General features: G+C 63.5%; 24 protein-coding genes. 6 read left to right on the forward strand and 18 right to left on the reverse strand.

Annotated elements, in window-relative coordinates; translation table 11 throughout:
- Window positions 1–3: 3 nt before the first annotated feature.
- From AC1DZ8_RS28345 to AC1DZ8_RS28360, 4 genes are all read right to left on the reverse strand, one after another.
- Window positions 4–930, reverse strand: a complete 927-nt coding sequence (locus tag AC1DZ8_RS28345) for a histone deacetylase family protein (protein WP_477302819.1) — start codon at window positions 928–930, stop codon at window positions 4–6.
- A gap of 71 nt (window positions 931–1,001) precedes the next feature.
- Window positions 1,002–1,979, reverse strand: a complete 978-nt coding sequence (locus tag AC1DZ8_RS28350) for a hypothetical protein (RefSeq protein WP_477302820.1) — start codon at window positions 1,977–1,979, stop codon at window positions 1,002–1,004.
- Between the two features lie 83 nt (window positions 1,980–2,062).
- The gene (locus tag AC1DZ8_RS28355; protein ID WP_477302822.1) at window positions 2,063–2,452 is read right to left on the reverse strand and encodes a DUF6508 domain-containing protein; all 390 of its coding nucleotides are present in this window, start codon (window positions 2,450–2,452) and stop codon (window positions 2,063–2,065) included.
- A 78-nt stretch (window positions 2,453–2,530) separates the two neighbouring features.
- The gene (locus AC1DZ8_RS28360; RefSeq protein ID WP_477302824.1) at window positions 2,531–3,124 is read right to left on the reverse strand and encodes a TetR/AcrR family transcriptional regulator; all 594 of its coding nucleotides are present in this window, start codon (window positions 3,122–3,124) and stop codon (window positions 2,531–2,533) included.
- Window positions 3,125–3,244: 120 nt separating this feature from the next.
- Here AC1DZ8_RS28360 and AC1DZ8_RS28365 point away from each other — a divergent pair, with 120 nt between their 5' ends.
- Window positions 3,245–4,468, forward strand: coding sequence for an MFS transporter (locus AC1DZ8_RS28365; protein ID WP_477302826.1), 1,224 nt, complete (start codon window positions 3,245–3,247; stop codon window positions 4,466–4,468).
- A 108-nt stretch (window positions 4,469–4,576) separates the two neighbouring features.
- Here the strand turns inward: AC1DZ8_RS28365 and ribB are convergent, their stop codons facing one another.
- On the reverse strand, window positions 4,577–5,677 hold the full coding sequence (gene ribB / locus AC1DZ8_RS28370; RefSeq protein ID WP_477401980.1) for a 3,4-dihydroxy-2-butanone-4-phosphate synthase: 1,101 nt from the start codon (window positions 5,675–5,677) through the stop codon (window positions 4,577–4,579).
- 115 nt (window positions 5,678–5,792) lie between these two features.
- Window positions 5,793–6,899 carry a chorismate synthase gene (gene aroC, locus AC1DZ8_RS28375; protein ID WP_477302830.1) on the reverse strand — a complete coding sequence of 369 codons (1,107 nt, stop codon included), beginning with the start codon at window positions 6,897–6,899 and terminating at the stop codon, window positions 5,793–5,795.
- 184 nt (window positions 6,900–7,083) lie between these two features.
- Here aroC and AC1DZ8_RS28380 point away from each other — a divergent pair, with 184 nt between their 5' ends.
- Window positions 7,084–7,338 (forward strand): DUF1344 domain-containing protein, encoded by a 255-nt coding sequence (locus AC1DZ8_RS28380; RefSeq protein ID WP_023747552.1) that lies wholly within the window; start codon window positions 7,084–7,086, stop codon window positions 7,336–7,338.
- Window positions 7,339–7,444: 106 nt separating this feature from the next.
- Here the strand turns inward: AC1DZ8_RS28380 and AC1DZ8_RS28385 are convergent, their stop codons facing one another.
- The 3 genes from AC1DZ8_RS28385 to mddA form a co-directional block, all read right to left on the reverse strand.
- Window positions 7,445–8,032 carry a histidine phosphatase family protein gene (locus AC1DZ8_RS28385; protein ID WP_477302832.1) on the reverse strand — a complete coding sequence of 196 codons (588 nt, stop codon included), beginning with the start codon at window positions 8,030–8,032 and terminating at the stop codon, window positions 7,445–7,447.
- Between the two features lie 40 nt (window positions 8,033–8,072).
- Entirely contained in the window at window positions 8,073–8,891 is an 819-nt protein-coding gene (gene fabI, locus AC1DZ8_RS28390) for an enoyl-ACP reductase FabI (RefSeq protein WP_477302834.1), read from the reverse strand.
- Window positions 8,892–9,117: 226 nt separating this feature from the next.
- Window positions 9,118–9,852 (reverse strand): methanethiol S-methyltransferase, encoded by a 735-nt coding sequence (gene mddA / locus AC1DZ8_RS28395; protein WP_477302836.1) that lies wholly within the window; start codon window positions 9,850–9,852, stop codon window positions 9,118–9,120.
- A 189-nt stretch (window positions 9,853–10,041) separates the two neighbouring features.
- Between mddA and AC1DZ8_RS28400 the strand changes: the two genes are divergently transcribed.
- The gene (locus AC1DZ8_RS28400) at window positions 10,042–10,677 is read left to right on the forward strand and encodes a TetR/AcrR family transcriptional regulator (protein ID WP_477302838.1); all 636 of its coding nucleotides are present in this window, start codon (window positions 10,042–10,044) and stop codon (window positions 10,675–10,677) included.
- 19 nt (window positions 10,678–10,696) lie between these two features.
- Here AC1DZ8_RS28400 and AC1DZ8_RS28405 read toward each other — a convergent pair whose 3' ends face one another.
- Together AC1DZ8_RS28405 and AC1DZ8_RS28410 are read right to left on the reverse strand one after the other, a co-directional pair.
- Entirely contained in the window at window positions 10,697–11,623 is a 927-nt protein-coding gene (locus AC1DZ8_RS28405; protein ID WP_477302840.1) for a DnaJ C-terminal domain-containing protein, read from the reverse strand.
- 123 nt (window positions 11,624–11,746) lie between these two features.
- Window positions 11,747–12,208, reverse strand: a complete 462-nt coding sequence (locus tag AC1DZ8_RS28410) for an RT0821/Lpp0805 family surface protein (protein ID WP_477302842.1) — start codon at window positions 12,206–12,208, stop codon at window positions 11,747–11,749.
- A 40-nt stretch (window positions 12,209–12,248) separates the two neighbouring features.
- Here AC1DZ8_RS28410 and pdxH point away from each other — a divergent pair, with 40 nt between their 5' ends.
- Both pdxH and AC1DZ8_RS28420 read left to right on the forward strand, forming a co-directional pair.
- Complete coding sequence (pdxH, locus tag AC1DZ8_RS28415) at window positions 12,249–12,866, forward strand: pyridoxamine 5'-phosphate oxidase (protein ID WP_477302844.1); 618 nt, start codon at window positions 12,249–12,251, stop codon at window positions 12,864–12,866.
- Window positions 12,867–12,922: 56 nt separating this feature from the next.
- Window positions 12,923–13,555 (forward strand): LysE family translocator, encoded by a 633-nt coding sequence (locus tag AC1DZ8_RS28420; RefSeq protein ID WP_477302846.1) that lies wholly within the window; start codon window positions 12,923–12,925, stop codon window positions 13,553–13,555.
- Between the two features lie 101 nt (window positions 13,556–13,656).
- On the opposite strand, the gene AC1DZ8_RS28425 is transcribed toward AC1DZ8_RS28420, so the two are convergent.
- From AC1DZ8_RS28425 to AC1DZ8_RS28445, 5 genes are all read right to left on the reverse strand, one after another.
- Window positions 13,657–14,220 (reverse strand): hypothetical protein, encoded by a 564-nt coding sequence (locus AC1DZ8_RS28425; protein ID WP_477302848.1) that lies wholly within the window; start codon window positions 14,218–14,220, stop codon window positions 13,657–13,659.
- Entirely contained in the window at window positions 14,217–14,813 is a 597-nt protein-coding gene (locus AC1DZ8_RS28430) for a hypothetical protein (protein WP_477302850.1), read from the reverse strand. The genes AC1DZ8_RS28425 and AC1DZ8_RS28430 overlap by 4 nt, the downstream gene beginning before the upstream one ends.
- On the reverse strand, window positions 14,810–15,394 hold the full coding sequence (locus tag AC1DZ8_RS28435) for a hypothetical protein (protein WP_477302852.1): 585 nt from the start codon (window positions 15,392–15,394) through the stop codon (window positions 14,810–14,812). The genes AC1DZ8_RS28430 and AC1DZ8_RS28435 overlap by 4 nt, the downstream gene beginning before the upstream one ends.
- Complete coding sequence (locus AC1DZ8_RS28440; RefSeq protein WP_477302854.1) at window positions 15,387–16,712, reverse strand: hypothetical protein; 1,326 nt, start codon at window positions 16,710–16,712, stop codon at window positions 15,387–15,389. Before AC1DZ8_RS28440 ends, AC1DZ8_RS28435 begins: the two co-directional genes overlap by 8 nt.
- Before the next feature lie 166 nt (window positions 16,713–16,878).
- On the reverse strand, window positions 16,879–17,913 hold the full coding sequence (locus AC1DZ8_RS28445) for a LacI family DNA-binding transcriptional regulator (protein ID WP_477302856.1): 1,035 nt from the start codon (window positions 17,911–17,913) through the stop codon (window positions 16,879–16,881).
- A 95-nt stretch (window positions 17,914–18,008) separates the two neighbouring features.
- Between AC1DZ8_RS28445 and AC1DZ8_RS28450 the strand changes: the two genes are divergently transcribed.
- The gene (locus AC1DZ8_RS28450; RefSeq protein WP_477302858.1) at window positions 18,009–19,202 is read left to right on the forward strand and encodes a phytanoyl-CoA dioxygenase family protein; all 1,194 of its coding nucleotides are present in this window, start codon (window positions 18,009–18,011) and stop codon (window positions 19,200–19,202) included.
- A gap of 31 nt (window positions 19,203–19,233) precedes the next feature.
- Here AC1DZ8_RS28450 and AC1DZ8_RS28455 read toward each other — a convergent pair whose 3' ends face one another.
- Window positions 19,234–19,986 (reverse strand): crotonase/enoyl-CoA hydratase family protein, encoded by a 753-nt coding sequence (locus AC1DZ8_RS28455; protein ID WP_477302860.1) that lies wholly within the window; start codon window positions 19,984–19,986, stop codon window positions 19,234–19,236.
- A 32-nt stretch (window positions 19,987–20,018) separates the two neighbouring features.
- Window positions 20,019–21,788: an acyl-CoA dehydrogenase family protein gene (locus AC1DZ8_RS28460; protein WP_477302862.1), complete on the reverse strand. Its 1,770-nt coding sequence runs from the start codon at window positions 21,786–21,788 to the stop codon at window positions 20,019–20,021.
- Window positions 21,789–21,864: the final 76 nt, after the last annotated feature.

The raw sequence follows: 21,864 nt of genomic DNA on the forward strand, positions 1-21,864 counted from the left end.
ACTTTATCCCTTCATCAGCCGCCCGACATGGGCGGCGACCGAAAATGCCAATCCCTGCAGATCGTAGCCGCCCTCGAGCAGGCTGACGAGGCGGTTGCCGCTGTGGCGCCCGGCGCGTTCCAGCAACTGGCCGGTCGCCCAGTCGAAATCGTCCTCGCTGAGGTTGATCTCGGCCAGCGGGTCGCGATGGTGGGCGTCGAAACCGGCGGAAATAATGATCAGGTCCGGCGCAAAATTGTCGAGCGCCGGCAGGACGCGCGACAGCAAGGCATCGCGGAACATATCCGAGCCGGTCTGTGGCGCCAGCGGCGCGTTGACGATGTTGCCGGCACCGGTTTCGGTCTTGGCGCCGGTGCCTGGATAGAGCGGCATCTGGTGCGTCGAGCAATAGAGCACCGAGGGATCGTCCCAGAAAATGTCCTGCGTGCCGTTGCCGTGATGGACGTCCCAGTCGACGATGGCGACGCGCTCGGCGCCATGTTTCTTCTGCGCGTAACGCGCCGCGATCGCCGCGGTGTTGAACAGGCAAAAGCCCATGGCCGTGGTCTTTTCGGCGTGATGGCCGGGCGGACGCGCGGCAACGAAAGCATTGGCGACACGGCCCTCGAAGACGTCGTCGACGGCGGCGTTGGCCGCACCGATGGCGGTGACCACCGCCTGCCAGCTTTTCGGGCTGGCGCTGGTGTCGGCGTCGATTGCGGCAATGCCGCTTTCAGGGATCGCAGCGCGGACCCGGGCGACGAAATCCTCAGGGTGGGCATAGAGGATGGTGGCCTCGTCGCCCTGCGGCGCCGTGACCCGATCGAGCCCGGCAAAGGCCTCGTCGTCGAGCACGCGCTCGATGGCGCGCAAACGGTCTGGCCGCTCGGGATGACCGGGCGGCGTCAGATGTTCGAGGAAGATTGGATGGGTGTAGAGCCTGGTGACCATGACCCGATATAGGCGCGCCCGGCCGCTTTGACCATGGTTTGACGCCACACCACCCCGACGTTCAACAGGGTTTAGGTGCTCGGCTGCGTCCAGCGCGAGCCGCCAAACGAGGCCAGCGCCTTATCCCTGAGTTCCCTGAACTTGGACGACGCCTCGGCCAGCCGCTGGTCCCATTCGGCGTTCGGCACCTGGCCTTCGATGGTCTTGAAATAGACCTGCATCAGGCAGGCGATGGCGAAGGGTTCGATGAAGGCCGCCTTGAAGGCCCAGGCAAGGAGGATGGCGAGCACGAAGGCCCAGCCGCCGAGTTGCCCCGGGATGAACCACATGATGGCGGCGGCCGGCGCCAGCATCAGCAGGAAGATGACGAAGGACACGCCCCACATGATGACCGCCAGCCAGACGGCGTTCTTGACCATGGTCTTGCCGTTCTGGGCATAGAGCACGACGCCTTGCCTGGCTGTCTCGAAGGGTGTGGATGAATTAATGCGGATGTTGTAGCCGAGGATGATCTCGTCGACATAGGTCAGCGACAGGCGGATCACCGTGTTGATGAACGAGACAAGGCCGCTCAGGCCCGGAATGGGCAGGAAGGCGGCTATGCCGCCGATCAGGCCGGTGATGGCGCGGATGGCGCCCTTGACCAGCTGGTCGACCACGAAAAGGATGTTGGCCTCGGCGAAACGCTCTTTCACCACATCCTTGGCGTAGGCGATCTGGTCCTGGCCATTGGGGATGTCGCGGCCGTCGATCAGATGGACCATGACGGCGATATGGCCGGCCTTGACGACGTAGAGGATGTATTCGCGGATCCAGTAGAGCGCGATCGAAACGACGCCGATGCCAACGATGCCGCCCCAGAGCGCGAAGGACAGCGGCCCGTCAGGATCGGTGGAGATGTGGCCGACGCCATAGCCGACCGAGGCGCCGCTGCCGGTCGCCACGATGTAGGCCAGCGTGATGCCGAAATAGACGATCATGCGAAAGACGATGAAGGGCCATGTCCTGATCATGATGGACACCGACCTGCCGATATCGAAATCCCACATGCCCGAATCTCCCCTCAGAGAATGGACGGCGAGGATGATCCTGGGCCCGGAATTGTCAACATCGGCAAATGCCGGGTATCGGATCAGTTTGGTGTCAAAGTGTCGATCTCCGAGACCAGCCGCTTCAAAGCGGCGACAAGCATTCCGCTCTCAAAGGTCTCGGCCAAGGCGCCGTCGACCCAGCGTTCATCGGCTATGGTCTCGCGAAGACGCCAGTAGATTTCATTGACGTCCATCGACGAGAGGTCATCGGGAGAATCGTTCGGGAGCCAGCATTGGCGTGCCACGGGATGCTTTTCGCGGATGTGCGCCACCCGATCCGGATCCACTTGGAAAGCACTCGCAAGCGCTACAATGTCCTCGTGGACCGAGTGATACTCTTGCGTTTGTTCGTTGTAGAACTGATCCGGCTGCAATGAGCCAAGGGTTGCAAGAATCCCTGTTATCCGCTGCGGCCAATCTTCGGTTGCCATCTCGCGTCCCATGTCCTGTCGAACAGGAAGATTATCTGGCACCGCTCCGATGCCAAACCACATTTTTGGCGAGATGCGTCAGGCCTTTTTGAGCAGCCCTTCGAGCAGTTGCTTGAAGGCCGCCACCACGGTCTTCGACGTCGCTTCGGGGTCGTTCGAGTTGGCGATCCGCTGTGCTGCCTGGCTGCTGGCACCGTTGATCAGCCTGGCCGTGGTTTCGGGGTCGACGCCGGTGACGACCACCCCCTCGTTCTGCAAACTGGTCAGATGATCGGTCATTGAACCGACGCAGGCATTTGCGTTCGGCCAAAGTGCTGGATCGCCGAGCACCGCCGGACCGTCGCGGAACATGATGCGCTGGATTTCGGGCTCCAGCGCCATCTCGATATAGGTCGTGCATTCGTCGACGAAACGCTGCCAGCGGGTCGGCGCTTTCGACGCGATCTCATTGATGCGGACCGCCATCTCGCCGTCGATTTCGGCGATGACCGCCTGCAGCAGCCCCTTCTTGTCCCCGAAATGGTGATAGAGCGCGCCGCGCGTCAGCCCGGCCGAGGCGGTGAAATCATCCATCGACGCTTCGGCATAGCCGATCGTGCCGAAGGCATGGCGCGCCGCCGTGATCAGCTTGGCACGTGTTTCGGCAATCATCTCCTTGCGGGGTCTGTGCATGGTTCTGGCCTTATTCACATACGTGTCGTATGCCAATTGACATACGCGGCGTATGCTCTATCTAACAATTATACGCATCGTATGTAATTGTCGAATTGGCCTTTGTCGAGGAACCAAGCCATGCAAAACCCCTACGCCGAAATCTTTCGCGCCCCTGGAGCCAAGGGCTTTGCCGCTGCCGGCTTCCTGGCCCGCCTGCCGATCGCCATGGCGCCGATCGGCATCGTGGCGATGCTGTCGCAAACGCGCGGCGAATACTGGCTGGCGGGTGCGGTCGCGGCGGCGTTCGCACTGAGCAACGCTTTCGTGGCGCCGCAAATCTCAAGGCTGGTCGACCGCCTCGGCCAGACGCGCGTCGTCATTCCCACCACCATCGTCACCGTGCTTGCCTTCGCAGTGCTGATTGCGGCCGCCAATCAGGACTGGCCGATATGGACGCTGTTCGTGTCGGCGCTGGCGGCCGCCGCCATGCCCAGCATGCCGGCCATGGTGCGCGCGCGCTGGACCGAGATTTTTCGCGGCCGGCCGCAGATGAACACCGCTTTCGCCTTCGAGTCGGCGGCGGACGAGCTGGTCTATATCGCCGGGGCTTCGCTTTCGGTGGGCCTGAGCGCTGCGCTTTTCCCGGAAGCCGGTGTTCTGGTCAGCACGCTGTTTCTCGCCATCGGCTCGACAGCCTTCATCCTGCAGCGTTCGACCGAACCGCAAGTGCGGCCGGTGGACCACGGCTCGAGCGGCTCGGCAATCCGGCTGCGGCCGGTGCAGATCATCACCTTTGCCCTGATCTTCATCGGCGCCACCTTTGCCACGACCGAAGTGAGCACGGTGGCAATCACCAAGGAACTCGGCCAACCGGGCGCCGCCAGCCTCGTCATCGGCGTCTATGCGCTGGGATCGTTCGTGCTCGGCCTCGTCGTCGGCGCGCTCAATCTGAAGGCGCCGCTGCAACGCCAGCTCGCCATTGCGGTCGCATTGGTCGCGCTCGGCACGCTGCTGCCGCTCACCGCCGGCACCGTGCCGCTCTTGGCGCTGACCGTGTTCATCAGCGGCGTGGCGATCTCGCCGACTTTCATCACCGCCTTCGGCCTGGTCGAGCGCCACGTGCCGGAAGCGATGCTGACCGAAGGCATCACCTGGGTTATGACCGGTATCGGCATCGGCATGGCGCTGGGCTCGTTTGCCGCCGGCGCGGTGGTCGATGAATTCGGCGCCCGGAACGGGTTCTGGGTCTCGGTGGCTGCCGGGGTTATCGCATTACTCACGGTGTTGATTGGCCAGCGCAGCCTGGCCACCCACACATGCGAGCTGGACGGATGCGACGCAGCGGCCGTTCCCGCTGAGTGATTACGGTCGTAATGGCTTGGGCCAGCGCGACGTCGTCATCCACGGGCGGAGCGACGCGAAGCGGAGCGCAGACCCGAGGATGACGACGTCGCGGAGGCCTGCAGCCAGCTAGAAAATTTCCGTCTTGGCGATGTGAATGCCAAAGCCTTCTAGGCCGACATAGTGGCGCTCGCGCGAGGCGATCAGATTGATCGAGGAAATGCCGAGATCTTTCAAAATCTGGGCGCCGAGGCCGATTTCGCGCCATTCGTTTTCGCGGCGGCGGGCCTCCTCATGATCTTCGCGGTCGCCGCTCAGCGGCCGCTTGCGCTCCTGATGGGCAACGCCGACGGAACCCTCCCTGAGATAGACGATGACGCCGCGCTTGCGCTCGCCCATCGCCTTCATGATGCCGTCGAGCCTGTGGCTGGTGCCGAACACGTCGGTCACCACATCCTCGGAATGCAGCCGCACCGGCACGTCTTCACCGTCGCGGATATCGCCGAAGACGATCGCTACATGGTGCATGGAATCCCAGGGCAGCGTGTAGGTGAAGACCTGCGCCTTGCCGCCGAGCGTGTCGATTTCGGAGCAGGCGACGCGCTCGACCAGCGTTTCCTTGCGCTGCCGGTAGGCGATGAGGTCGGCAACCGAAACCTGCTTGAGGCCGTGCTCCTCGGCAAAGCTTGCCACCTGCGGACCGCGCTTGACGGTGCCGTCATCATTGACCAGTTCCGAAATCACGCCGACCGGCGGCAGACCGGCGAGCTTGCACAGGTCGACCGCGGCTTCTGTATGGCCCGAGCGCATCAGCACGCCGCCTTCGCGCGCGATCAGCGGGAAGATATGGCCGGGACGGACGAAGTCGGAGCCGCCGACATTGCCATTGGCGAGGTTGCGCACGGTCAGCGTGCGGTCCTCGGCCGAAATGCCGGTGGTTGTGCCATGCTTGAAATCGACGCTGACGGTGAAGGCGGTGGTGTGGGCGGAATCATTGTCGGCCACCATCGGCGACAGGTTCAGCCGCTTGGCCTCCTCGCGCGGCATCGGCGTGCAGACGATGCCGGAGGTGTGGCGGATGATGAAGGCCATCTTTTCCGGCGAGCAATGCACGGCGGCAACGATCAGGTCGCCCTCATTCTCGCGCCCGTCATCGTCCATGACGACGACGATCTCACCGCGCTCGAATGCGCGGAGGGCTTCGACGATTTTCTTCTGGTCGTAAGGCATTGGCTCGCTTCGCTCGCAGGGCAGTAGGGGAATAGGGCAGTAAGGCAGTAGGGAAAAGGAAAATCTGGCTATGTTCGGCGGGCTGCGTAACATATTGCCCTACCGCCGTACTGCTCTATGCCCCTCCCTTTCCCGTCTGTCCTCGATGCCGCAGATAATGATCGGCAATCGCGCAGGCAACCATGGCTTCGCCGATCGGCACGGCGCGGATGCCGACGCAGGGGTCGTGGCGGCCCTTGGTCATGACATCGACGTCGTTGCCGTCCTTGTCGATGGATTTGCGCGGCGTCAGGATCGATGAGGTCGGCTTGACGGCGAAACGGGCGATAATCGCCTGGCCGGTCGAGATGCCGCCCAAAATGCCGCCGGCATTGTTCGACAGGAACACCGGCTTGCCGTCATTGCCCATGCGCATCTCGTCGGCGTTCTGTTCGCCGGTGATGCGGGCGGCTTCGAAGCCATTGCCGATCTCGACGCCCTTGACGGCGTTGATCGACATCAGGCCCGACGCAATGTCCTGGTCGAGCTTGGCATAGATCGGCGCGCCGAGGCCGGCCGGGACGCCATCAGCGACGATCTCGATCACCGCGCCGACCGAGGAGCCTGATTTGCGGATGCCGTCCAGATACTGCGTGAACACCGGAACCGAGGCCGGATCCGGGGTGAAGAACGGGTTCTCGGCGTCGCCGATGAAATTCCAGTTCCAGTTGGCGCGGTCGATCGATTTTTCGCCCATCGAGACCAGCGCGCCGCGCACCACCATGCCGGGCACCACCTTGCGGGCAAGCGCGCCGGCTGCCACGCGCGCTGCCGTCTCACGCGCCGAGGAGCGGCCGCCGCCGCGATGGTCGCGCACGCCGTATTTGACATCATAGGTGTAGTCGGCATGGCCGGGCCGGTACTGGCGGGCGATCTCGCCATAGTCCTTGGAGCGCTGGTCGACATTCTCGATCAGCATCGAGACCGGCGTGCCGGTGGTGATCATCGTCTCGCCGTCCTCGTCGAGGATGAAGCCTGACAGCACCTTCACTTCATCCGGTTCGCGGCGCTGCGTCACAAAACGTGACTGGCCGGGACGGCGCTTGTCGAGATCGGCCTGGATTTCGGCCCGCGTGAAACGGATGCCGGGCGGGCAGCCGTCGACGACACAGCCGAGCGCGGCGCCATGGCTTTCGCCCCAGGTGGTGACGCGGAACAGATGGCCGAACGTGTTGTGAGACATGGATTTTAGCCCTGCCCGGCATGAGAGCCGGCTTAAGCCTGCCTTCTATTGGCGTTTTCCACAGGGGTCAAACTGTGATCTGGCGGTTTTAGTTTTGACACATTCGGTTGGTTTCTGCTCTCTTCCATCCGCCCGTTGAAAGCTCGCCGCTACCTGTGCAGGCGCAATGACAAAGAGGACGACGATGCGTACCCTGATTGGCGCTGCTGCCGCCATGTTGCTGATTTCCACTGCCGCCTATGCCGGCCAGACCGAAGGCCTGATCAAAAAGGTCGACAAGGACGCACTGACGCTGACGCTGGAGGACGGTAAGTCCTACAAGCTCAATGCCGAGACCGATCTCGACTCGCTGAAGCCGGGCATGGATATCGTGATCGCCTATGACGTGACGAATGGCGAGAACGTCGTCACCGACATGGAACTGCCGGACACCGAGTAGGACTATCACCGAACAGCTTTTCGCGGCTCCAAGGAGCCCAGCTACACAAACAGGACGGATGTCCTGTTTGTTCGGTCCTTAGCCATTCGAAATTCTGGCTTCTGGCCTAGAGCCACTCCAGACGTCCGCCCTGCAGCCTGAGCAGGCGGTCCTGCCATACTTCCAGATTCGCCGCCTCGTCTTCGGAAACGCCCTCGACCATCCTGAACAGGGTCCGTATGACCCCGCCATGGGTGACGCAGACGGTCGGGCGGTCCAGCGCGTCGAACCAGGGTTTTACCCGCTCGAGCAGCATTTGATAGCTTTCGGCGCCTTCGCCAGGCGGCTGAAAATTCCATTTGTCCCGCGCGCGAGACTTTTTTGCGCCGGGAGACTGCGTCTCAAGCTCGGCAAAGGTAAAACTCTGCCAATCCCCGAAATTGACTTCGATCAGCCTGGTATCGGTTCGATAGGCGAGCGGATCGAGCTTCATCGCGGCGCGGATGCGCTCCATCGTTTCGCGCGTCCGCCTCATCGGGCTGGCAACGAAATCGAAATCCCTGACATCGCTTATCAGCTCGGCCAGCCGATGCCCGTTCGCGGTCGCCTGCTGGCGGCCAACCGCATTGAGATCGGTATCCGCCTGTCCCTGCAGGCGGGCCTCGGCGTTCCACGCCGTCTGGCCGTGGCGCGCGATATAAACCAGCGGGTACATCAGGTCTTCCGGGGTCAGGACTGACGACGGTTGGCGGGGGCTATTCCTTGACGGTCGAAATATCCGGCGCGTCGACCGCCTTCATGCCGACGACGTGATAGCCGGAATCGACATGGTGCACTTCGCCGGTGACGCCACGCGACAGGTCGGACAGGAAGTAGACGCCGGAATCGCCGACTTCTTCCTGGGTGACGGTCTGCTTCAGCGGCGAATTGTATTCGTTCCACTTCAGGATGTAGCGGAAATCGCCGATGCCCGAAGCAGCCAGCGTCTTGATCGGGCCGGCCGAGATGGCGTTGACGCGGATCTTCTTGCCGCCGAGATCGACGGCGAGATAGCGTACGCTGGCTTCGAGCGCTGCCTTGGCGACACCCATGACGTTGTAGTGCGGCATCACCTTTTCGGCGCCGTAATAGGTCAGCGTCAGCAGCGARCCGCCATCGGTCATCAGCGTCTCGGCGCGCTTGGCGATGGTGGTGAAGGAATAGACCGAAATGTCCATGGTGCGCAGGAAATTGTCGCGCGTCGTCTCGACGTAGCGGCCGGTCAGCTCGTCCTTGTCGGAGAATGCGATGGCATGGACGAGGAAGTCCAGCTTGCCCCAATGTTTGGCGACATTGGCGAACACCTCGTCGAGGCTCGCCGGATCGGTGACGTCGCAATGGCCGGCGACAAAGGCGCCCAGTTCCGCAGCCAGCGGCTCAACGCGCTTCTTGAACGCTTCGCCCTGATAGGTCAGCGCGATCTCGGCGCCATGGTCGACGCAGGCCTTGGCGATGCCGTAGGCGATCGATCTGTTGTTGGCGACGCCCAGTATAAGCCCGCGCTTGCCGGCCATAAGGCCCTGTCCACCCGCCATGTCAGCGCTCTCCGAAAGATTTTCTGCTTTGGAGTGCCTATCGCACAGGCAGAAAGGCGCATCAAGCGCAGACGGGGCGCGCGTTCAATTCAGACACTGGTCAAACAACAATTGGGGGTATGTAACGTGTTTGTGAGCTTCAAATGGCTCACTGCGGCCAGCTCACCTCGACGGCCCAGGCCCGCGACCGACCAGCCGAATCGGCTGGTCGGCACCGGATATCGCCTTATTCAGCGACTTTGCGCCAGGGAATGAGCATTCCCACCTGCTTGCGGTAGAGGCGGTATTGATCGCCGAACATCGCGATGAGATCGCGTTCCTCGAGGAAGATGCCGAGCAGAATGTAGCCGGTGCTGCCGGCAGCAAAGAGCAGATGGCCCCATGTCATCGACGGCGTCGCCCAGAAGGCCAGGAGAAAGCCGACATAGATCGGGTGCCGGACCCATTTGTAGAACAGCGGCGTCCTGAACACCGGCTGCGGCAGTTCGCTCTTGCGCAACGCCGCGAAGACCTGGCGCAGGCCGAACAGTTCAAAATGGTTGATCAGGTAGGTGCTGATCAGCAAGACAGCCCAGCCGAGCCAGAACACGCCATGGAGGACGGCAACCCAGAACGGGTTCTCGACCGTCCAGACGGGACCAGGGATCGGCCGCCATTGCCAGTAGAGCAAAAGCAGGATGAGGCTGGCCAAAAGCACATAGGTGCTGCGTTCGGCCGCGTGCGGGACAATGCGCGTCCACCAGCGCTTGAACACCGGCCGCGCCATGATGCTGTGCTGGGCCGCGAAAAGACCGAGCAGCAGCGCGTTGACGATGACAGCTTCAACCGGGCTTCCCACGATCCCTGAATCGATCGATTTCGGCACGGCAATGTTGCCGACGAAACCAACCGCATAGAGAAACGAGCCAAGAAATATCAGGTATGCGGCAACGCCGTAGATAAGGGTGATTACGCCCGCCATGACTGCCCCTCCATGCAAGCATCAAAAAATTCAGTCGGTCGACCGAATTCATGGTCAAAAACCATAAATTTAATAGCGAGTCAACTTGATCGGTCGCTCGACCGAGATATGGTGGCGAGACGTCCAGCCCCGGACAGGAGAACTTATGACCCGCCCAGATTGTGCCGCTACGAGCGGCAGGCACACCGCATGACGGACGCTGCTGAAGCCGTTGCGCCGCCTCAGAGCAAGCCAAGGCGCGACACGCGCGCCGAACTGATTTCGGCTGCCGAGCTATGCCTCTACAGAGGCGGCTATGCCGATTTGTCGACGCGCCGCGTTGCCGAGATCGCCGGCGTTCCGCTCAGCCAGATCCACTATCATTTCGGTTCCAAGGAACGGCTGTTCCTGGCCCTGCTCGATCATCTGAACGAAGGCCTGTTGAAGCGCCAGGCGGAGACCTTTGCCGCACCGATGCCGCTCTGGCAGCGTTGGGAGCGCGCCTGCGATTTCCTTGATGACGACCTAGCCTCCGGCTATGTCCGGATCCTGCACGAGATGATCGCCGCAAGCCTGTCGAGCCCCGAAATCGCCAAGGCAGTGCGCCGCGACCTGCGCGGCTGGTTTGAGCTGCTGGCCGAATTGGCCAAGGAGGCCGAACAACGGTTCGGCGGCCTTGGACCATTCTCCGCCGCCGAAGTGACCAGCCTGGTCAGCGCCGCCTTCCTCGGCAGCGAGACGATGATCCTGCTGGAGATCGAGAGCCCGCATGTCCCGGTGCGGCAGGCGCTGCGCCGCTTCGGCGAGACCATCCGGCGGATGGAGGAAGCGGCGCCCGGCAGCTAGCAGGCGAGATGAACTCGCGTCAGCCTTTGCGGCCGCGCATCAGCGCTTCTAGCTCGCTGTCGCCGCCTTCCGGCAGCATGATGCGGACATGGGCGTAGAGATCGCCATGGCCGCCGGCCTTTTCCGGCAAGCCCCTGCCCTTGAGACGCAGAACCTTGTCCGAGCTCGACCAGGCCGGGACATTGACCGCCAGCCTGCCGGTGGGCGTCTCGACCGGTACCTTGGCGCCCAGCACCGCATCGGCCAGCGCCACATCGAGGTCGGCATGCAGGTCGCGGCCTTCGATGCGATAGCGCGGATGCCTGCGGATATGGATCTTGACCAGCGCATCGCCCGGCTGTCCCGGGCCTTGCTCGCCCTGGCCCTTCAGCCGGATGGTCTGGCCTTCCTCGACATAGGCCGGCAGCTTGACCGCCATCTTGCGCCCGTCAGGGAACATAGCGGTCACTTTCTCGGCGGTCGCGATCTCCTCGATGGTGACGTCGAGCGTCACGTTGAGGTCCGCTGCCTGCGCCGGCTGGCGGCGGTCGCCAGCACCAGCGCCGCGCGCACCGGAAAAGGCGTCGCCAAAGATCTGGCTGAAGATGTCGCTGTTGCCGTCGAACGGATCGCCGCCCGGACGCCCCGAGCGGAACTCGAAGCGCGAGCCGCCGGCGCCCTGCTGGCGGCGAAAGCCGCCAAACGGGTCGCCACCGGCAGCACCCTCAAAACCATGGAATTTCGGCTTGCCGTCGGCGTCGATCTCGCCGCGGTCGAACGCCGCACGGTTCTTCTCCTCACCGATCACCTCATAGGCCTGGTTGGCGGCGGCAAAGCGGTCCTTCGCCTTGGGATCATTCGGGTTCTGGTCCGGATGATGCTTCTTGGCGAGCTTGCGGTAGGCCGATTTTATGTCCTTGGCCGATGCGTTCTTGGCAACGCCCAGCACCTCATAGGGGTCGCGCATGCGTCCTGCCCTGGAAAAAGAGTGAATCCACGTTGCCCCTTATATGCGCTTGCATAGGAAGAAATTCCAGTGGCGCAGAGGCTTATCGACGGCTGAAATTGCGCCGCCTGCACTGCTCGGGGATCAGAGCGGTTTGAAGTCCTGCATGTGCCAGCCGCCGGCGCCGGCCATGCACAGTTCACCCTTGAACAGGGCGACGCCGTCGAAGCTTTCACGCGAGGCGGTGAAGCTGCGGCAGGTCTGGCCGTTATCCTGCAACTCGGCGAGTTCGGTGATCGAGCCGCGCGAGCCGGTGCCGGCATTCGCCCACGGCACGGCCTGGCCGCGAAGCTCCTCGATGTCGGCTGAAGAGACCGCATTGCCGATGGTGGTCTGGTCGGAAGCGCTGTCTGCATCGGCCGATGTCGCCTTGGCCGGCGCGCTCGAGGTGACGATGGAGCGGTCGACCTCGGCTTTTTCCAGGCTGAAGCCGCCGGCGCCGCAGGCGGCAAGCGGCAAGGCGACGATCACGATCACGGCTTTCGAACTGGCCGAAGCGAAAGCGCTCCATTGCCTGCTGTCAAAAGCTTGCGCGATACGCGACAATCGGCAACCTCCTGAGATTCGAGACAATTTGAGAAAAACTATGAGTGACACCGAGTTAACAACTGGTGACTTTACCGAGGCCGCGGAGCCGTTCCGGCTCTTTGCCACATGGCTGGAGGAAGCCACCAAGAGCGAGATCAACGACGCCAACGGTGTCGCGCTGGCAACCGTCGATGCCGACGGCATGCCGGATGTGCGTATGGTTCTGCTCAAGGGGTTCGATGAAAGCGGCTTTGTCTTCTACACGAATTTCGAGAGCGCCAAGGGCCGCGAGATTCTTGGCAGCATGAAGGCGGCGATGTGCTTCCACTGGAAATCGCTGCGCCGCCAGGTGCGCATACGCGGGCCGGTGGAGATCGTCAGCGACGCCGAGGCGGACGCCTATTACGCGACGCGGCCGCGCGGCAGCCGCATCGGCGCCTGGGCCTCGAAACAGTCGCGGCCGCTTGAAAGCCGCTTTGCGCTGGAGAAGGCGGTGGCCGAATACACGGCGCGCTACCCGATCGGCGAAATTCCCAGGCCCAAGCACTGGTCGGGGTTCCGCATCGTGCCGCAGGCGATCGAGTTCTGGCACGACCGGCCGTTCCGGCTGCACGACCGCCTGGTCTTTTCACGCAACGCCGAAGGCAGCTGGGACAAGACGCGGCTTTACCCCTGACGTTGGCGAAATGGCGCGGAGATCTCAAGCTGATCTGGCTGCAAAGGGAGAATCCAATGAGCCTGTTCCTGGCCTTTCTCGGTGTCTCTTTCATCGTGCTTGCGACGCCCGGTCCCGACACCGCCATCACCATCCGCAACACGCTGCTTGGCGGGCGTGCGGCCGGCGTCTTCACCGCGCTCGGCATCTCCAGCGGCCAGACGATCTGGGCGCTGGCCACCAGCGCCGGCATCGTCGCCCTGCTGGTCGCTTCGGAGCCGCTGTTCCTTGCGGTCAAGTATGCGGGTGCCGCCTATCTCGTCTATCTCGGCTTCAAGGCGCTGCACGAAGCGCTTTGGCCCTCCCATCAGCAGGACATGGCCGATGTCGCGAGGCCGGCACGGCGGCTGACAGCGGCGGCCGCCTATTGCCAGGGGTTGATCAGCGATCTCGGCAATCCCAAAATGGCGGTGTTTTTCGCCAGCCTGCTGCCGCAATTCGTGCCGCCCGGCGGGGAAAGCTTCGCGGCGCTGCTCGGTCTCGGCGTGGTGTTCGCCGTCATGACCTTCACTTGGCTGGCGCTCTACGCAACGGTCGTGGCCAAAGCGGGGGATTTCCTACGCCGGCCATCGATCCGCCGCACCATCGAAGGCGTAACCGGAATTGTGCTGATCGGCTTGGGCATCCGCATCGCGACCGAACACCGGTAGCGGCTCATCCGTCCAGGTGGCATCAGACGCCTATGACCATGCCATCATTTGCGGCGGGTTGGATGGTGACGACCCGGGAATTGCGGCGACAGCGTGGGAGATCAATCCTTTTCCAGCTGGAACAGCAGGAAATGCGGCCGCTCGCTGGCAAGGCCGAGCGCCGGCCTGATCGACTTGGTCGCCGCCTTCGGCACCAGGAACGTCTCGCGCAGATTGAGCGTGTCGCCGGTCTTGGCGCCGGAGAAGATCGCCGAAACGCAGGTCTGCACATTGTCCGGCGTTCTCAGCGAGACAATGGACGTCGGCGACCAGCGCCGTCCCTCGGCATCGATCAGCATCACCTTGCAGCCAAGCCATAGCTTCTGCAGGTCGGGATCGCCCACGGTCACCGAAAAATCGGCCAGCACCGGTACGGAATCGGGCGGCAGGTTCTTCATGCCGAAGGCGCCACGCAGATCGGTCAATTTCCAGTCGCTGCCGCCGAAATGCGCGCTCTGGGCCCAGGCGACGCGGCGCTCAAACAAATCATTGTCGCCGAGCAGCGCCTTGACGCTGTCATAAGCCTCCACGGCCAAGGTCAGGGGGATGAGCACAAGCAGCGCCCAAAAGCTGCGGCGGCGCCATTTTTTCTCCGTCAGCCCACTATTCACAATCAGCGTCGTCATTTCGGTTGCCCATCAATCGGCTGGGTCAGATCGAGCGTGTCGACGGTGCCGGCAGGCATGCCGTCGGACAAGGCAGCGACCGGCCCAATCGAAATCTCGGCCTGCGAATCGAGCGCCGCCAGCAGCTTGCTCGAGACGAGTACCGTCGCGCTGCCGACCTCCTCCGGGCTCACCTCGAAGACCAGTCTTGCCTTCCTCGGCAGGCCGGGATCGACAGTGACCGGGAGAAAGCCGTTGTTGACGAAGGACAAACGCTCGGTGTGGTCATAAGTCAGCCCCGACGGTCCGCGCCAGGAGGCGACCGCGACTGATGTCGATCTGTCTGTGGCCGCCAACTCGACCGTAACCACCGCCCACACACCGCCGGTGGTCAGCACTTTCGTCTCGCCGAACCGATCCGTCTTGAGCTTGCGCGCAAACTCCAGCTTTTCGGCGCGAACCTCGAAGCTGCGGCCGACGATTGTATCTCCGACCTTACCCCTTACCGGGATAGGGCCGATCAGATCGGCGTAGTGCGGCTTTGAAATCTGCAGGCCGTAGCAGAACGCCACAGCGACAAGCAGCAAAACGAGATTGGCCAGTCTGCGCATCATGGCTGGCCTCCAGTATCGGGTGCGACAGGAATGGTCAGTGTGCCGACCGGGCTCGGACTGAACCAGCCGGGCAGGCCGTAAAGGTTGTCGCGCTGTTTGTAGATCTTGCTCATGACCGTCAGGCCGAGGCTTGCCGGCGCGGCGCCACCTTCCGGCAGCTCCCAGATATAGGCCATGCGCTCCATCATGCCGGGGTGCAGTTCCGGCGACAGCGTCTCGTCGCGCGTCAGCACGATGTATGGTTTTGTTGCCGGATCGAGCGGCGGCCGGGTTGCCTGGAGGAGCTCGAAATAATCCTTCGTGGATTGGGCCGTGCGGTTGGTCATGTCGACCTCGAAGACCAGCGCCTTGGTCCCGGGCTTGCGCAACGTGCCATAGATGTATTTCTCTGAGCTGACATAGGCCTTTGCAGGCTGCAGCAGCCACTGGCCGGTTTCGATCAGGCCGGCTGGAGCCAGAACCGGCAGTTGCGCATGCCTTGCCCCGAAGGCGCCCAGGACACCGGCAACGGCAATCGCCGCCGCTGTGCCGATGCCGGCGGCGAGCCATGCTTTCAGCTTGGAGCGGGCGGTCTCAAGCATCTTGCGCCGCTCCCGCCGGGCCGGCCGGTTGCGCCATCTCGCCGGTCTGGCGCTTGGGCAGCGCGAAGGCCGTTTCGAGGATCGCGCCGAGGAAGCATATGCGCAGCGGCTCGACCAGAATGCCGGTCGAAGAATCCTGGAAGGCGCTGCCGAACAGCAGCGAGACGCCCTGCGACAGCACCTGCCAGGTATCGAGGCCATGCGGGCCGATGAGGCGCGCAGCACCCAGCCACGCCCAGGCCGCCAACCAGTCGATCAGCCGATAGCCGACGGTCAGCGTGACGATGAGCACGAGGCCGGAACTCAGCGTCAAGCGCACGCCGTTGGCGATCGGCAGATAGCGCGAGCGATAGCCCGAGATGAAGTGCTCGACGAAGTCGCGCATGAATTTCGGAATGGTGCGGTAGCGGGCGCCGAGGCGCTCGACCCGTTCGTGCACGCGCATGAGTTCCTTGTCGTCGCGCACGTCGTAGCCATAGATCAGCGCCGTCATGACCAGCCAGATCACCGGCAGCAGCATGAAGAAGAACAGCGCGATCAGCTTTGTCGACGTGTCGATGGAGGTGACCTCGACCGGAATCATCGGATCGGCAAAGGCTTTTGCGACAGGGTTGGCCACACCGTCGGCTGCGGCCTGCAGGACGGAAAAAATGTTGCGGCTCATGATCCAGCCGACAATGTCGTCCTTCCAGCGCGAGATGACGTAGAGACCGACGAAGATCCAGTTGGTCTCGCAGATCACCACGACGATCTGCCAGAAGGACTTTGCGCCACCGCGTTTCTGCATCGCCTGGGCCAGACGCCTGACCAGCCAGGAGATGACAACGGAAAACACCAGCCAGCGCGAATCCAGCACGTCGAGCACATTGCCAGCGCCTTCGCCGAACGGCGCCATGTCGAGGGTGACGCGCGAATATTGCCGCACCGTATCGCCGAGAAAGCCCCACGCGGCGTAGTAGGCGAAGAAGGGCAAGAGCGCGACGCTGACCATGCGTGCCAACCGCGTGGTGCCGCTGCTGGGTTCGCCGCCCGTCTCACCGGATGTCTGCCGGTGCGCGGCCTCCTGCGCCGCACGGATCGCCGGCAGGGCGGGAAGCAGCGTCTGGAACATAGCGACAGTGACGACAAGCTGCGTGAGCGCCACCAGTGTCAGCAGTGCCAAGCCCGCCATGTGGTTGAGGAAGGCGGTGCGCGCGGCGATCTGCATGAACAGATCGCCGCCCACAATGCCCAGCAGCACCGTGGCGATCAGTTGCGGCCAGAAACGCCACCAGAGCCTGAACGTCAGGCCAAGCGGCTTCACAACATCGGCAAGCATGTCCTGGGGTTCAACCCGTCAATGCGCTACGGCTTCGGCGCTGCACGCATCGATAGCAATTTTTCGGGTCATGTCCTCTCCACCTGGCAAGGCCCCCGCCAGGGTCGTCGAGAGATAGTGCAGGCCGCAGCGCTTTGACAACCGTTGAGCCGTTTCACCCTGACGCCTACTGCCACGCCACCATCTGCGGCAGGTTGAACGGCGTGATGACCTGGATGTTGGCCATGCCCGACACAGGTGATTTCGGCAACAGCCCGTGCGCGCGCATGACATGCAGGCAGGCGTTGCGCATGTCCTGGCCGAGATCGTGATGCAGCACTGCGCTGATGCGGCCGGCACGCAACAGCGCGATGTTGTCGGCATCGAGATCATGACCGACGAAAGCGCGGCAGGCGCGGCCAAGCGCGGCGAAAGCCTCGATGACAGCCAGATTGCCGCCGCCGATCGAATAGACGCCGGCAATGTCGGAATGCCGGCGCAAGGCTTCGCGTGCGAGCCGGCCGGTGTCGCGGTCGAGGCCATGGCCTTCGCTGACCTCGACGATGCCAAGCGCGGGATAGCGCTCGCGGAGCGCCTGCCTGAAGCCGATCTCGCGCTCCTCCTCGCCGCGGAACCGGTTGCTTGAGATGGTCACCAGGATGCGCGCCGGGCCGCCGCCGAGCCATTCGCCCAAGAGGTAGGCCGCGGTCTCGCCGGCCGCGCGGTTGTCCATCCCGACATAGGCTTGCCGCCCCGTATCAGGGAGATCCGTCACCAGTGTCACCACGGGGATGCCGGCTGCGACAAGCCGCGCCGCCGCAGCCCTCACCTCCGTCACGTCCGGCGCCTTGAGGAACACGCCGTTGCTGCCCCGGCGCCGCAAGGCGTCGATGACCCCGACGGTGGCCTCGATGTTGCGGGTCTCGGCGAGATGATAGCGGGCGCGAAAAATCGCCGGCTGCAAGGACGGCATCGCCTGCTCAAGTCCCTGGCGGACCGCCTCACTGAAGCGGGCGGGCGCTTCCATGACGACATCGACGACGAATTTGCGGCCGAAAAGCCCGATCTGGTCGCGCTGCTGTTCGAGCTCGCCAATGGCCTGCTTCACTCGCCGCACCGTATGCTCGCGCACGCCTGGCCGATCGTTCAGCACACGATCGACGGTGGCGAGGCTGAGCCCGGCCTGGAGAGCGATATCCTTGAGGAGAAATGCGCGCGACATCGGTTGAGGTGTTTTTGAGGTGTTTACGAGGCAAAAAGCACAGCAGGCTGTTGTATACGGCACTCACAATCAGAACCGCAACAGGAGGATGCGTCATGAAGGCCGACAACCTAGCCAGGATCCGGTCCGCGAAGGTCTGGCTGACCAAGCAGCAATGCGACATCGAGGATTTTCGCGCACTGGTCGAACAGACGACCGATGCCGCCGACTATCCCTTCGCCGCAGGCATCGAAAAGAACGTGCCGGTCTATGATGGCGACGCCGTGCGCAAGGCGGCGGGCGATCCCGAAACCCGCAAGGCGCTTCTGGCGGAATGGGTCGAGGCGCTGACCGACGGGCCGGGCGTGGTGGCGTTCAAGAAGGCGTTTGCCGACACCGCGCCGATCGACGCCGCAACGACGCTTTTCAACGACATGATTGCCGAACAACATGCCACCGGCACCGGCGGCGGCGACCATTTCGCCAAACCGGGCGCCAATGACCGCATTTGGAATGCGCTCGAAAAATTCTGCCTGCGCGACCCCGCCGCCTTCGCGGCCTACTACGGCAATGAAATCATTGCCCTCATCTCGGAAGCCTGGGTCGGCCCGGCCTATCAGATGACGTCGCAGATCAATTGCGTGAACCCTGGCGGCGCGGCGCAGTCGGCGCATCGCGACTATCATCTGGGCTTCCAGTCTCCGGAAGTGATCGAGCGCTATCCGGTGCATGTCCACCGCATCTCGCCGGTGCTGACGTTGCAGGGAGCCGTCGCCCATTGCGACATGCCGATGGAGAGCGGACCGACGCTCTATCTGCCCTATTCGCAAGCCTATCTGCATGGTTACCTCGCCACCGGCCTGCCGGAGTTCAAGGCCTACTTCGCCGAACATCACGTGCAGCTTGCCCTGGAGAAAGGTGATGCGGCGTTCTTCAACCCGGCTTTGTTCCACGGCGCCGGCAACAACCGCTCCACCGACATTCGCCGCATCGCCAATCTGCTGCAGGTCTCGTCAGGCTACGGCCGGGCGATGGAAAGCGTCGACCGCGCCAGAATGAGCCATGCGCTCTATCCGACCATCCAGAAGATGCTGGCGACCGGCGCAATCTCGAAGGAAACGGCGGCGAATGCGATCGCCTCGACGGCCGAGGGCTATTCCTTCCCGACCAACCTCGACCGCGACCCGCCGATCGGCGGGCTGGCGCCGGAGACGCAGCAGGCGCTATTTCACCGCGCGCTCGATGCCGGCTGGGCGGCGGAAGACTTCGGCAAGGCGCTGGACGAACAGGCCAACAAGAAGCTGACCTGAGCGTTCGCTAGGCGCCCGCTGCTGCGGGCGCCTAGCCCTTTTTCCGCGTCATGAACGCGGTCAGCGCGGCGCGCGCTTCGTCGGATTTCAACCGCTCAAAGAAATGCTCGCTCTCCAGCTTGATGCGGGCGAGAAGTTCCTCGCGTGGCGCGCGCATCAGATCGCGGGCGATCTTCAGCGCCTGCGGCGGCTTGGCGGCGATGGCGCCGGCTGCTGCCAGTACAGCGGCTTCGAGAGCGCCTTCCTCTACCACTTCGTAGATCAGGCCGGCAGCCTTGGCGCGCTCGGCGGAAAAGCCTTCGCCGAGGCCAAGCAGCGCGAAGGCGCCCTGACGGCCGAGGATGAGCGGCGCTAGCAGGCTGGAGCCTGCCTCCGGCACCAGGCCTAGATCGACGAAGGGCGTGCGGAACACGGTGCGCGGCGTGGCAAAGGTTAGGTCGCAATGCAAATTGAGCGTGGTGCCGATGCCGACCGCAATGCCGTCGACGCCCGAGACCAACGGCTTCTCGGTTTTGGCCAGCGCCATCAGGAAGTCCCAGACTTCGTTGCCGCCCTCGCCGCCGGTGGCGATGACGAGGAAGTCGGCAAGGTCGTTGCCGGAAGAGAAGGCGCCTGAAACACCGAGGAAGACATGGACGCGGATCTCCGGGTCGGCGTCGCCTTCGGCCAGAGCTTTGGACATTGTCGCGTACATGGCGCGCGTCAGCGCGTTCTTCTTGTCCGGACGGTTCATGCGGATGATCTGAATGGCGCCCTGGCGCTCGACGAGAATATGGTCTGTCACGGTCATTTTTCCCTGGTAAGCGCTTTCAGTATTCAGGCTGATATCAGCGTCTTGCCGGCAGCAGTGAGGCTCTCGGCGCCATCGATGACACGGTCCTTCAAGGCGCTGACTTCGCCAAGCAGGTTTTCGGCGAAGAAGCGGCAAAGGGCGATGCGGTTCTGCTCGGCAAGCCCGCCGCGCGCCAGATAGGCGCCGCCGGCGGCAAGCGAGATCAGCCTGAGATAGGGCGTCGCACCCGCCTGCGCTTCGTCCAGACGGCCTTCGGCCAGCAGCTTCTGCAGGAAGCGCGTTGCCTCGGTGAGATCATCGAACGCGCGGTCGAGGGTCTCGGCGGTGCGGCCGAAGCCCTGCAGGTTCGAGGTCCGCACTTGATCGGCGACCGCCTTCAGTTCGGCGATGTAGCCATGCACATGCTCGCCGCCGCCGAGCGGCAGTTTGCGCGCCACCAGGTCGATGGCCTGGATGCCGTTGGTGCCTTCATAGATCGGCGCGATGCGGGCATCGCGATAGAGCGCCGCAGCACCCGTCTCCTCGATAAAACCCATGCCGCCATGCACCTGGACACCGAGCGATGCGACGTCGACGCCGACATCGGTGGAAAAGGCCTTGGCCAGCGGCGTCAAGAGATTGGCGCGGTCGCGCCAATGCGCGGCCTCGTCGCCCGCCGAGACCCGCGCAAGGTCGATGGCGTGGGCGCAGGAATAGGAGATGGCGCGGGCGATCTGGGTCAGCGCCTTCATGGTGAGCAGATTGCGCTGCACGTCGGGGTGATGGACGATCGGCGCCATGCCGGCGCCCGCATAATCCGACGCCTTGCCCTGGCGGCGCTCATTGGCATAGGCGATCGCCTTCTGCGTCGCGGCTTCAGCCACCGCCACGCCCTGCATGCCGACACACAGCCTGGCGTTGTTCATCATCGTGAACATGCAGGCCAGCCCCTTGTTCTCCTCGCCGATCAGCCAGCCGATGGCGCCGGGCGTCACGCCGCCAAAACCGTCGCCATAGATCATGGTGCAGGTCGGCGAGGCATGGATGCCGAGCTTGTGCTCGAGGCCGGAACAGAAGACGTCGTTGCGGGCGCCGAGCGAGCCGTCGTCCTTGACCAGGAATTTCGGCACCAGGAACAGCGAAATGCCGCGCGTGCCGGCCGGCGCGTCGGGCAGCCGCGCCAACACCAGATGGACGATGTTGTCGGTGAAATCGTGCTCGCCATAGGTGATGAAGATTTTCTGGCCGAAGATGCGGTAGGTGCCGTCGCCGGCAGGTTCGGCGCGGGTGCGCAGAGCGGCGAGGTCGGAACCGGCCTGCGGCTCGGTCAGGTTCATCGTCCCCATCCATTCGCCAGAGACGAGCTTTGCCAGATACTTTGCCTTGAGCGCCTCGGACGCGTGTTTGTCCAGCGCTTCGACCGCGCCCATGGTCAGAGTCGGGCCGATGCCGAAGGCCATGGCGGCGGAGTTCCACATTTCGAGCGCTGCGACGCCGAGCATGGTGGGCAGGCCCTGGCCGCCGAATTCTTCCGGCCCCGACAACGCGTTCCAGCCGCCGTCGATCCAGCTGCGGTAAAGCGCCTTCCAGCCGGGCGGCGTGGTGACGGCGGCATCCTTCAGCACCGCGCCGTGCTCATCGCCGATCTTGTAGAGCGGCGCGACTTCCTCGCTGGCGAAACGGCCTGCCTCGGCCAGAATGGCGTCGACAAGGTCTTCGCCAAGATCGCCGAACGCGCCGCCATCGAGCGCCGGCTTGAGACCGGCGACATGCTTCAGCGTGAACGAAATGTCGTCGACCGGCGCCTTGTACATGCCGCTTTCTCCTCCGCTGCTCGCCCTCCTCGATCCTAGGACCCGGGACGACGCAAAACCATCCGCCTTTGGGCGG

This window comes from Mesorhizobium sp. P2_F7 (genome assembly GCF_056403695.1).